General features: G+C 34.1%; 12 protein-coding genes. 2 read left to right on the forward strand and 10 right to left on the reverse strand.

Features of this window, described 5'->3' with window-relative positions:
• Positions 1-242: 242 nt before the first annotated feature.
• The 9 genes from GQR95_RS04515 to GQR95_RS04555 all read right to left on the reverse strand — a co-directional run bounded on the left by GQR95_RS04515 (position 243) and on the right by GQR95_RS04555 (position 9950).
• Positions 243-896, reverse strand: coding sequence for a 3-oxoacid CoA-transferase subunit B (locus GQR95_RS04515; protein ID WP_159022030.1), 654 nt, complete (start codon positions 894-896; stop codon positions 243-245).
• Between the two features lie 163 nt (positions 897-1059).
• A complete protein-coding gene (locus GQR95_RS04520; protein ID WP_159022031.1) occupies positions 1060-1758 on the reverse strand; it encodes a CoA transferase subunit A in 699 nt (232 codons plus the stop codon).
• Positions 1759-1861: 103 nt separating this feature from the next.
• Positions 1862-4186: a penicillin-binding protein 1A gene (locus GQR95_RS04525; protein ID WP_159022032.1), complete on the reverse strand. Its 2325-nt coding sequence runs from the start codon at positions 4184-4186 to the stop codon at positions 1862-1864.
• 4 nt (positions 4187-4190) lie between these two features.
• Positions 4191-4685 (reverse strand): gliding motility lipoprotein GldH, encoded by a 495-nt coding sequence (locus GQR95_RS04530; RefSeq protein ID WP_159022033.1) that lies wholly within the window; start codon positions 4683-4685, stop codon positions 4191-4193.
• A complete protein-coding gene (locus tag GQR95_RS04535) occupies positions 4672-6216 on the reverse strand; it encodes a regulatory iron-sulfur-containing complex subunit RicT (RefSeq protein WP_159022034.1) in 1545 nt (514 codons plus the stop codon). The genes GQR95_RS04530 and GQR95_RS04535 overlap by 14 nt, the downstream gene beginning before the upstream one ends.
• Before the next feature lie 165 nt (positions 6217-6381).
• Positions 6382-7281, reverse strand: coding sequence for a radical SAM protein (locus GQR95_RS04540; RefSeq protein WP_233265998.1), 900 nt, complete (start codon positions 7279-7281; stop codon positions 6382-6384).
• 110 nt (positions 7282-7391) lie between these two features.
• Positions 7392-7622 (reverse strand): ferredoxin, encoded by a 231-nt coding sequence (locus tag GQR95_RS04545; RefSeq protein WP_159022036.1) that lies wholly within the window; start codon positions 7620-7622, stop codon positions 7392-7394.
• Positions 7622-8866 carry a peptidase U32 family protein gene (locus GQR95_RS04550; protein ID WP_159022037.1) on the reverse strand — a complete coding sequence of 415 codons (1245 nt, stop codon included), beginning with the start codon at positions 8864-8866 and terminating at the stop codon, positions 7622-7624. The genes GQR95_RS04545 and GQR95_RS04550 overlap by 1 nt, the downstream gene beginning before the upstream one ends.
• 4 nt (positions 8867-8870) lie before the next feature.
• A complete protein-coding gene (locus tag GQR95_RS04555; protein WP_159022038.1) occupies positions 8871-9950 on the reverse strand; it encodes a rhodanese-related sulfurtransferase in 1080 nt (359 codons plus the stop codon).
• Between the two features lie 283 nt (positions 9951-10233).
• Between GQR95_RS04555 and recA the strand changes: the two genes are divergently transcribed.
• On the forward strand, positions 10234-11244 hold the full coding sequence (gene recA, locus GQR95_RS04560) for a recombinase RecA (RefSeq protein ID WP_159022039.1): 1011 nt from the start codon (positions 10234-10236) through the stop codon (positions 11242-11244).
• 101 nt (positions 11245-11345) lie between these two features.
• Positions 11346-11798 (forward strand): hypothetical protein, encoded by a 453-nt coding sequence (locus tag GQR95_RS04565; protein WP_159022040.1) that lies wholly within the window; start codon positions 11346-11348, stop codon positions 11796-11798.
• A 28-nt stretch (positions 11799-11826) separates the two neighbouring features.
• Here GQR95_RS04565 and GQR95_RS04570 read toward each other — a convergent pair whose 3' ends face one another.
• Positions 11827-12573 carry a 1-acyl-sn-glycerol-3-phosphate acyltransferase gene (locus tag GQR95_RS04570; RefSeq protein ID WP_159022041.1) on the reverse strand — a complete coding sequence of 249 codons (747 nt, stop codon included), beginning with the start codon at positions 12571-12573 and terminating at the stop codon, positions 11827-11829.
• Positions 12574-12631 lie beyond the last annotated feature (58 nt).

Below are 12631 nucleotides of genomic sequence, written 5' to 3' on the forward strand. Positions count from 1 at the left end.
TCTGGTATTATTGTATACTTCGTGAAGTTTACTTTCAGAGTAGGTAGGTTCGTCAGGTAGATTTGAGGCTACATTCATAATGGTTAGTTTTTGGTAGATTTGGGGTCTATATGTTTAATAGTATTTTTGGGTACTGTAAATATCCGATATATTTCCGGTATTATCGTTAAAAAGCACCATAAAATCGATGAAATACATCATTTTTTAACATTTCACATCTTAATGGCCATAATCAGGAAGATTTAAAGGGTCATTTCTAAGATTTTTCCTTCAATAATTAAATGTCCATCTGTAGCTTTTTCAATATCGGCTACAGAAACACCAGGAGCACGTTCTAATAATTTAAATCCATTTTTAGTAACTTCTAATACAGCCAAGTTTGTAACGATCTTTTTTACACAACCAACACCTGTAAGTGGCAAACTACAGCGTTTTAATAATTTTGAATCTCCCGCCTTGTTAGTATGCATCATAGCAACAATAATATTTTCGGCACTAGCAACTAAATCCATTGCGCCTCCCATACCTTTAACCATTTTACCTGGAATTTTCCAATTGGCAATATCTCCATTTTCAGACACTTCCATAGCACCTAAAATTGTTAAATCTACATGTTGCCCACGAATCATAGCAAAACTAGTTGCAGAATCAAAAAAACTTGCTCCAGGCAATGTCGTTATGGTTTGCTTTCCCGCATTAATAACATCGGCATCTTCATCACCTTCAAAAGGAAATGGTCCCATGCCTAAAACACCATTTTCACTCTGAAATTCAACATGTATATCGTCTGGAACATAATTAGCCACAAGCGTTGGAATCCCTATACCTAAATTTACATAATATCCATCCTTAACCTCCTGGGCAATACGTTTTGCAATTCCTATTTTATCTAACATCTTTTCAATGTAATAATTAATAATATTCTTGTTAAAAACTCATCCACTTTCGTCCTACTTAATTTATTTCATCAACACATTCTATTGTAATAAAATCAATAATAAACACCTGAGACAACATCAAGGGTAGCGAATTAATCTAAAAACAATACTGCTTAACAAATTATCTCTTTCTTACTGTGCGCTGTTCAATACGCTTTTCATAAGCTTTACCTTGAAAAATACGCTGCACAAAAATACCTGGCACATGAATTTGATTCGGATCTAAGGCTCCAGCAGGAACTAATTCCTCAACCTCAGCCACTGTAATTTTAGCAGCGCCACACATAACAGGATTAAAATTTCGAGCTGTACCTTTAAAAATAAGATTACCTGCAGTATCACCTTTCCAGGCTTTCACAAAAGCAAAATCGGCTTTAAAAGCATATTCTAACACATACATTTTACCATCAAACTCTCGAGTTTCTTTTCCTTCGGCCACTTCTGTTCCGTAACCTGCAGGAGTATATATCGCTGGAAAACCCGCTTGGGCAGCACGACAACGTTCGGCTAAAGTACCTTGCGGAATTAACTCTACATCTAATTCTCCGCTAAGCATTTGCCGTTCAAACTCGTCGTTCTCACCAACATAAGATGAGACCATTTTTTTGATTTGTTTTTTTTGAAGTAATAACCCCAAACCAAAATCATCGACACCCGCGTTATTAGAAATACAAGTTAAGTCTGTAACGCCTTTCTTTACCAGTTCGGCAATAGCATTCTCTGGAATACCACACAAGCCAAAACCACCAAGCATGAGCGTCATGTTATTCGTAACACCTTCAAGAGCATCTTCTACAGAATGTACTGTTTTTAAAATCATCTTTATCTGAATTTAATCTACTTAAAAATACAAATAAAAAAACCATTCTAAAACAGTTTAACACTGCCCTAGAATGGTTTTAAAAATATATTTAAAATATGATCTAAAAATCTAAATCTTCAACTGTACCTTGATTTGGTTTTACCTGATTTACTTCACCTTCACTTGAAGCCTTATCACAATCTACTTGGATTGTTAATTCTTCTGGCTCTTCAAAAGCAGCTGTAGATATGTTTAAATCTTCATCAGCATAACAACTATTCATATATGTTCCCCAAATTGGTAACGCCATAGATGCACCTTGCCCATAAGTAATAGATCTAAAGTGTACAGCTCTATCTTCTGCTCCTACCCAAACACCTGTTACTAAATTAGGCACCATACCCATAAACCAACCATCACTTTGGTTTTGTGTAGTCCCTGTTTTACCAGCAATAGGATTTGTAAGTTTATAAGGATATCCAGTCATGATTTCCTGATACATTTTATTCCATTTTTCGGCACCCTGTGTTCTTAAACGTGTTCCAGATCCTCCTTCTGTAACTCCTTCTAAAAGTTTTACAGTAACATAAGCAACCTCTTCACTTAAAACATCTTTGGTCTTTGGTGTAAATTGAAATAAAATTGTGTTATTCTTATCTTCTATACTGGTTACCATTACAGGCTCTGTATACACCCCTTTATTTGCAAATGTGGCATAAGCACCAACCATTTCAAACACACTTAAATCTACCGTTCCTAATGCTATAGATGGTACTTCCGGAATTTCTGTTGTAACTCCTAATTTATGAGCCATCTCAATAACATGTGCAGGCCCTACTTTATCCATTAAACGTGCTGTAATAGTATTTACAGAATTTGCTAATGCATTTTTAAGGGTTCTTGTACCTCCATAAGTTAAACCTGAGTTTTCTGGAGTCCAATCTTTTAAATTTCCCCAACGTCCTTCTTCAATAGTATATGGTACATCTGGAAATTCGTCGCAAGGCGATAAATGTAATTGGTCTATTGCTGTTGCATATACAAATGGTTTAAACGTAGATCCTACCTGACGCTTTCCTTGCTTAACATGGTCGTATTGAAAATGTCTGTAATTTATACCACCAACCCACGCTTTTACGTGTCCTGTTATTGGATCCATAGACATCATTCCTGAATGTAAAAACTTCTTAGAATAGCGCATAGAATCTATAGGTTTCATAATCGTATCAATCTCTCCTTTCCATGAAAATAACGTCATTGGAATAGCTACATTAAACGATTTTATAATTTCTTCATCTGTTTTCTTTAACTCACGTTTCATTTTTCTCCAACGTTCAGACTGGCGCATAGATCTATTTAATAAACCATTAACCTCATCTTTACTTAAACCTAAAAATGGTGTTGTTGAATTTCTCTCTGGCGTATTCTGAACATCAAACTCTCTTTGTAAATCCATCATATGGCGCTGTACAGCATCTTCGGCATATTGTTGCATACGCGAATCTATAGTCGTATACACTTTTAATCCGTCTCCATATAAGTTATAATACGTACCGTCTGATTTTGGATTTTTCTTAATCCAATCTTTCATAAATTTCTTTAGATATTCTCTAAAATAGGTAGCAATACCTTCTCTATGTGATTCTGGCGTATAATTTAAATCTAAGTCTGTTTTCTGTAAAGAATCTTTAACTTGCTCTGTAATATATCCATACTTTTCCATTTGAGCTAACACCACATTTCTACGGTTTTTAACACCTACAGGATTCGTTCTTGGATTATACAATGAAGAATTTTTAAACATTCCGACAAGCATTGCAGCTTCCTTTAAGTTTAAATCTTTAGGTTTTTTACCAAAATAAATACTTGATGCACTTTTTATTCCATCGCCATTATTTCCAAAATCATAGATATTAAAATACTGAGATAGAATCTCTTCTTTAGTATATTGGCGCTCTAAACGAATTGCGATAATCCATTCTTTAACCTTTTGCCCTATACGTTCTACTATGTTTTTAGAACCTTCTCCATGAAACAATAGTTTTGCCAACTGTTGCGAAATAGTACTGGCACCACCGCCTTTTCCCATTTTAGCAAAAGCTCTTAATGTACCACGACCATCAATTCCTGAATGCTCGTAAAAACGAATATCTTCTGTTGCTACTAATGCATCAATCAAATTCTGAGACAAAGCATCGTAACCTACAGGAGTACGATTATCGTTAAAATAAAATTTACCTAAAGTCTTCCCATCTGAAGAAATAATTTCTGTAGCCAGATTAGTTTCAGGGTTCTCTAAAACGGTGTGATCTGGTAAATCACCAAATGCTGAAGCTGATAAAAACAGCAAAACAAAAGCGATAATGCCGGTCAGGAAAAGTGCCCAAAACCAGCGAACATACTTTGCGTAGCTTTGATCTTTTACAGGTTGTTTCTTTTTTGCCATAATGTTAATGTGTTGATGGTTTTTCTATTCTGAAGCCAACGTCTGTTATACCTTCAAGGTTTTTTACACCATTTACCTTGCCACTTGCTCTCATGGCTTGTTGAATACGAACAGTATAATTTCCAGATTCGTTAAAAAGGAATCCTTCTTTATACCACAGTTTATTTTCTTTTATACTACTAAATCCTTCCCCTAAAAAAGCGCCGTTAGGCAAAGCCATTTTATACTCTAATGTATCTGTAAGTGTTTTACCGTGTGGAAACTCTACACCAACAATTAAAAACAAATTATTGTATTTATAAGCGTTGTTATTTCTAACATTTACGAATAAATTATAAGTATTTGTAGTATCTGGAGGCGTAAAATTAAACGCTACAACATCTTCTTTATTCCATGTTCCTGGCACCGATTTATAGGCATCGAATACCTGATTAGAATCGCAAGAAGTCAGAACAAATAGTATGCTTAATAAAAATAAAATCGCACTACTTTTTCGCATCGGTATTCGGATTTGGTTTTTGATTAGGATTTGGTTTCGCCTTAGCATTTGGATTAGGCTTTGCGTTTGGATTAAGCTTTGCGTTTGGGTTTTGATTTGAATTCTGAGAATTCTGCTTATTTTGCGGTTTTCTCTTATTTCTATTCCTATTATTTCTATTAGATTTTGGCTTAGCTTCTCCTTCTGTAGCGTTAGCATTTAGATTTGCTTTAGCATTAGGATTAGGTTTTGGCTTCGCGTTAGGATTTTGTTTGGAGTTTGGGTTCTGATTAGCGTTTGGATTCTGATTAGGATTTGCAGGTTTTCTTCTAACCTGTCTTTTAGCTGCCGGTTTAGCAACAGCAGTATTATCCTTAGCATCTCCAGAATTATTACTATTACCCTTGTTATTGTTATTGTTATTTTTATTAGTTCTGTTCGTTCTTTTACGCTTAGATTTTTTAGGCTGATCGAATCGTGTTAAACTATCCTGACCTACAACGTTTTCAAACTCTATTTTAGTATCTTCTAATAAATCTATCGCATACTCTTCTAGACTAGCAACTTTTTCGTTTTTCTTATTAATCTCGATAATTTCCTTAGCCTGTTCTATAGTAATCTTATGCCAATTCATCCACTCACCTTCGTAAGCATACCACATGTGCCCTTTAAAAATATCTGTTTTCTGGCACACAGCAGTTCCTTTTTCAGTCCTTAATTTTACTTCGGTCTTAGGAAATTCTTTCAACGCATCTAAATACGTGTCTAGCTCGTAATTTAAACAACATTTTAACTTACCACATTGTCCTGCTAATTTCTGCGGATTTAATGATAATTGCTGATATCTGGCTGCAGAAGTACTCACCGATCTAAAATCTGTTAACCACGTAGAGCAACATAACTCACGACCACAAGACCCAATACCTCCTAAACGTGCTGCTTCCTGACGGAAACCAACTTGTTTCATCTCGATACGGGTTCTAAACTCGCGTGCAAAAACTTTAATTAATTCTCTAAAATCTACACGTTCTTCTGCAGTATAATAGAACGTTGCTTTACTAGCATCTCCTTGATATTCGATATCTGAAATCTTCATATGAAGTTTTAAATCGATTGCGAATTGTCTCGCTTTAACCTTCATAGGCTCTTCTTTATCTCGAGCGTCAGACCAAATATCTATATCGCGTTGCGATGCTTTTCTGTATATTTTTAAGATTTCTCCTTCTTGAGAAATCTTTTTACGTTTCATTTGTACTCTTACCAATTCTCCGGTAAGCGTAACCATACCAATATCGTGACCCGTTGCTGCTTGAGTGGCAACAACATCTCCAATACTTAAGGTTAAATTTTCTGTATTTTTATAATATTCTTTTCTTCCGTTTTTAAAACGGACTTCAATCCAATTAAAAGGGGCTTCACCATTTGGAAGCGACATATTAGCAAGCCAATCGAAAACCGTTAGTTTATTGCAACTATCCGTCCCGCATGTTCCGTTACTTTTGCAACCTTTAGGCTGGCCATCTTTTCCTGTTGAACAACTTTCACAAGCCATAAATTTATGTATATATAGATTCTGATAATCAGCGATTAACAGAAGACAATTATTAAAACGAAGCTTCAAGTATTGAAACCTCTGTAAAACTAGAGTTAGTAAATACTAACGCTTAGTTTGATTTGTAAAGATATGATTATTCTAAAGACTTAAAAAAAAGAAATATTAATTCAATTCGACTTCATAATTTAATCGGTTAGATACAGATTTTAATTCTTTTTCAGACTTAAATACATTTAAAAATAAAGTCTTACTCCAACCTATTTCTTTAGAATATGAGTTAAATGATTGCGCTTTCCAATTAAACCCTTTTTTCCAAAAACTACTTGGCGATACATAACAAAACGTGTAATCAAAAATTAAACTCGCCGTGTTACTTTCACTTGTTTTAGGAATTTTGTTTGGTGCTAATAAAATTATATTATGCAATTTACAAGCGTTACGGATTCCTGAAATTAATTCGGGGTAATCGCCCCGAATAGCATCTAAATCGAAATCATTATACTCGGTGTTCCCTATTTTTTGAATGGGCCTGATTTGAAGCATATCGAAACTTTCTCCATTAAAATGCTGAAAGAAATCTTTTAGCTCGTAAAAATTATCTTTATTAAACGTATAATTAATTCGGACTTTAAACTTGTAAACAGATTTTAATTTAGCAAATATATTAAAGACGTTTTGAAACTTTTCATAACTGGCCTTCTTCATAAAACTCTCGTAAGACGCTTTTGTTACACCGTGCAACGAAATAGTAAACTCGTTTAAACCTGCTTTTAAAAGATTTTCAATTTTTTCTTCAGTTAACAAATTAGCATTGGTAGTCATAGATATATAAGGAACGCCATACGTTTTACCTAATTCTACAATCTTTACCAAATCCTTATATAGAGTGGGTTCTGTACCACAACCAATTTGAAGCTTTAATGCGCGACTAAAAATAGTTTTTGCAACCTGATTAATTTCATCTTCTTTAAACTGACCTTTTAACGTTTTTACATAATCCTGATCTGTAAAATAACACATTTTACAACGCAAATTACATGCCATTACAGGATCTAAATTCACTGCTAAATACCGTTTATTAAACTTATGTAACAGATAAAGCGCAAGAAATTTAATTCTATGGTTTTTAATTTTCCTGTTGAGTTTTAAAAGTTTATAAACGTTCATTCAAATCATTTATTTTTAACACTAATAATATTTACAGGACATGCTTTTGCTGCATTTTCGCAAGCATCTAAAATAGCATAATCGTTACTCTTTAATGTAAAAAAACCTTTCTTTTCTTGACCATATAGCAACACAGTCTTCCCATCTTTTTTAGACATTTGAAATTGTTGTGGTGCCATTTCTACACAATAATTACAACCAATGCATTTATTACGTTGCAGCGTGATTATAACCATTAGGCTTCAACTTTATTTTCAACAATCTTATATAATTTATCTGAAGGACGAATTCTAAATTTAAGCGGCATCGTTACCATATCGCCTTTAGATCCTTTTTCAGATTTTACATCGTTAGCCATAAGCTCTTCCACTTTCATCTCTTGAGCTCCTGTTGTTGGTCCCGTAACTAAAATGGTATCGCCTACAGTAACATCGAACGCTTCAATTTTAAACTCACCTATTTGTGCTTTCGGGTAGAAATGTGTGCCTTTCCCGATGTACACTTTCTTTTGTGTGGCATGCGATCCAGAACCATTACTCCATTCTCCAAGTTTCTGTCCTAAATAATATCCACTCCAGAATCCACGGTTGTATACTTTTTCAAGTTCTTGCATCCAACCAATCACTTTGTCTTTATCGTAAGTGCCGTTACCAACACTATCTATAGCATCTCGGTAACATTTAATTACTTTGGCGACATATTCCGGTGCTCTACCACGACCTTCAATCTTTAAAACTTTAATTCCTGCATCAACAATTTCATCTAAAAAATCTATAGTACATAAATCTTTAGGCGACATGATATACTCGTTATCCAGTTCCATTTCAAAACCGGTGTCCTGATCTATAACCGTATATTTTTTTCTACAGTTTTGTTTGCAAGCACCACGATTAGCAGAAGAGTTAGCCGAGTGCAAACTCATATAACACTTACCTGAAACCGCCATACACAATGCACCGTGACCAAAAATTTCTATTTCTACTAAATGCCCAGATGGTCCTTTAATTTGTTCCTTCTCTATAGCTTCTGTAATACTCTTAACCTGACGTAAACTTAACTCACGGCTTAATACCATGGTATCTGCAAATAGGGCGTAGAACTTAACCGTTTCTATGTTAGTCACATTAATTTGAGTAGAAATATGAACTTCCATACCATGCGCTCTCGCCATAGCAATAACAGCCTGATCCATGGCAATAACCGCTGTAATATTAGCTGCTTTTGCTTGTTTTATAAGCGTTTTTACAATCGATAAATCGTGATCGTAAATTATAGTGTTTAACGTTAAGTACGTTCTTACATTTTTAGCTTCGCAACGTTTTGCAATTTCCGGAAGATCGTCTAACGTAAAATTCACTGTTGCACGCGCTCTCATGTTTAATTGCTCTACACCAAAATACACAGAGTTTGCGCCATTATCTAGAGCCGCCTGAAGGGATTCAAAATTTCCTGCCGGCGCCATTAATTCAATATGCTGCATAGTTTTATTCTTTTAAAGAATCTGTATTAAAGTTTTCGGTAATATTTCTGAGATCCTTTTTGTACGGCAAATGGTCTGCTCGTCCTTTTTTAAAGATGTCGTTACTATTTCCTTGTCCTTTACGTAATGCTTTTTGCTCTTCGAAAGGTAAACTATGAATTTCTTTACATGTTGTAGAGCAACACCCATCCATTTCTGCCTTACATTTTTCACATTGAATAAATAGTAAATGGCACGCATCGTTCGCACAATTTTCATGTGTATCTGCAGGTTCCCCACATTGGTGACAACGCGCAATAACATCGTCTGTTATACGTTCTGAACGACGTTCGTCGAAGACAAAGTTTTTTCCTAGAAATTTATTTTCAAGTTTACTGTCGTTTACCTGTCTCGTGTATTCAATAATACCACCTTCTAACTGGTATACGTTTTTAAAACCTTTGTGCTTAAAGTAAGCACTTGCTTTTTCACAACGAATTCCGCCAGTGCAATACATAACCAATTTTTTATCGTCTTTAAATTCCTTTAAATCATTTTCAATAATCGGTAATGATTCTCTAAAGGTATCGACATCTGGACGACGTGCATTTTTAAAATGCCCAATTTCACTCTCGTAATGATTACGCATATCTACAAGAATGGTATTTTCATCGTCTATTAGTTCATTAAACTGAACAGCATCAACGTGTCTTCCCTTGTTGGTAACGTCAAACGTATCGTCGTTTAAACCATCGGCAACAATTTTGTCACGCACTTTTACTTTCAATTTTAAAAATGACATATTATCTTGCTCTACAGCAATATTAAGTCGGATATCTTTTAAAAATGAAATGCTATCTAAATGACTTTTAAATGCATTAAAACGGTCTGCTGGCAAAGATAATTGCGCATTAATACCTTCGTGAGCGACATATATTCTACCAAGAACGTCTAATGCGTTCCAAGTAATAAATAATTCATCTCTAAATATTTGAGGATTTTCAATTTTGGCGTACTGGTAGAAAGAGAGTGTTAATCGATCTTTTCCTGCTTTCTCGATTAACTCTGCACGTTCTTTAGCACTTAATTTATTGTACAGTTGCATGCTATACTAATGTTTTAAGGTTAAAAAATTTGTTGCAAATGTACATTAATTAGGTAAAACACTACATTTTAAACAAGAAAAGCACAATCTATCCTTAAAAGGATTATAAAAATCTTCTTTATTATTCCCTTTTAACAAAAGCTTATCTTTTTATTATCAATATTTTTCCTTACTTTATTAGTTGATACATAAACTAAAAAAAAGGTTGCAAGATAAAATTTGTTAGTTGAACAAAAGAAGTAGTATTTTAGCAGCTCTTATTTCAGTATAAAAACACAATTAAATGAGCAAGGAAAAAGAAGCAAAATTAAAAGCGCTACAGCTTACTTTAGATAAACTAGACAAGACTTACGGTAAAGGTACCGTAATGAGAATGAGTGACAAAGCGGTGGTGGACATTGAAGCCATACCAAGTGGATCTCTAGGTTTAGATTTAGCTTTAGGTGTAGGCGGATACCCAAGGGGACGTGTTATAGAAATATACGGACCAGAATCTTCTGGTAAAACCACATTAACTTTACATGCTATTGCCGAAGCTCAGAAAGCTGGTGGAATTGCTGCATTTATTGATGCAGAGCATGCTTTTGATAGATTTTATGCCGCTAAATTAGGTGTAGATATAGATAATTTAATTATTTCGCAACCAGATCACGGGGAACAAGCATTAGAAATTGCTGAAAACCTAGTGCGTTCGGGAGCCATTGATATTGTAGTTATTGACTCGGTTGCTGCATTAACACCAAAAAGTGAAATTGAAGGTGAAATGGGAGATTCTAAAATGGGATTACACGCCCGTTTAATGTCTCAGGCACTACGTAAACTTACAGGTTCTATTAGCAAAACCAACTGTACCATGTTTTTCATTAACCAATTACGTGAAAAAATTGGTGTTATGTTTGGAAACCCAGAAACAACAACTGGTGGTAATGCCTTAAAATTCTATGCATCTGTACGTTTAGATATCCGTAGATCTACTCAGATAAAAGATTCTGATGGAAATGTAATGGGTAACAAAACCAAAGTAAAAGTGGTTAAGAACAAAGTAGCTCCACCATTTAAGATCGCAGAATTCGACATTATGTACGGACAAGGTGTTTCTAAAGTAGGAGAAATTTTAGATTTAGCTGTAGAATTAGAAATTGTTAAGAAAAGTGGATCATGGTTTAGTTACCAAGACACAAAATTAGGACAAGGTCGAGATGCAGTAAAAGTTATGATTAAAGATAATCCAGAATTGTTTGATGAACTTGAAGTAAAAATCAAGGACGCCATTAAAGCAATGAAAGAAGAATAGTGTTTTTAAAATGCTAAAACATAAAAAAATCCTGATTTAGTTCAGGATTTTTTGTTTTTTATCACGCTATTTTCTAATTTAGAAATTATATTTTATACGAAATGAAAAATTTACTTTTACTATTTGTAGCCGCATTAACATTAGCTTCTTGCGATACTGATGATGATTATTCTGAATACTCTTACCAATACTTAGCAACTGAAGAAGCCACTATTCCTGAAAACATGGTTGTTGGAGAGACTTATACTATTACTTTAAACTACATACAACCTAGCAGTTGTGACACCTTTGATTCTCTTTATTATTATAAAAATGAAGAAAACATAGACGATGAAGAAGGTACAGCTATTGAAACACAAGTTAGAACTATTGCTGTTATAAGCAGTTATTATGAAAATTCTAACACAGATTGTGAAGATCTTAATGAAGAAAAAGAAACATCCTTTGTTTTTGCTCCTGAAGTTTCAGGCCTTTACCTTTTTAAATTCTGGACAGGTTTAGACGAAAATGGAGAAGATACTTTTATAGAAATAGAAAGAGAGGTTACAGAATAATCTCTCTCTTTTTTACATCTTAAACCAATCACTTATTTTTTTTAAACAGAAGCAACTGATTTAAAATAATATTGCGAGATTCTTCTTTTAACGTTTTACAATCGTCTTTAAGCGTTAACCCTTTTGTACATAAAAATTTATGAACATGTACACGCATTTTTCCAGGACTTCCGCTAAAGAAATCGAATGAAAACCGTTTTTTATTATCGGCAAATGTAATAGGCACAATAGGAATTTGATGATTAATTGCTAATCGGAACGCTCCATCTTTAAATTGATCTAAAAGAATATCTTCTTCTGAAACACCTCCTTCAGGAAAAATACAAATACTCAATCCAGATTGTAAACGGCGTTCTGCTTGCTCGAATACAGCATGTCTGCTACGCATACTACCACGATCTACTAAGATACATGTGCGTTTATAAAAGAAACCAAATAACGGCATTTTAGAGAGCTCTTTCTTACCAACAAATACAAATGGATTTTTTACAGTAACCAACATTAACATAATATCTGTCATAGACGTGTGGTTAGCAATAAACATATAACTCTTGTTTTTCTTCGGAACCTCGTCGCGTTTTATATGACAACGAAACCCCATACCTATTAAAATAAACTTAGACCATATTCTGGCCATTTTAAAGAAATACGGATACCAAGACTCCTTTAATATAGAAATTAAAAGAAACGGCAAAAGCACTAAAATGGGTATAGCAACTAGAATATAGAACCATACGCGATATAAAACCCAGAAGATATATTTAAAAATTTTCATACTGATCAAAAATACATAATTGCATTAAAGTAGAAGTACACATTCTATTAATAAAATG

The organism is Formosa sp. L2A11 (assembly GCF_009796865.1).
Taxonomy (GTDB): Bacteria; Bacteroidota; Bacteroidia; order Flavobacteriales; family Flavobacteriaceae; genus Formosa.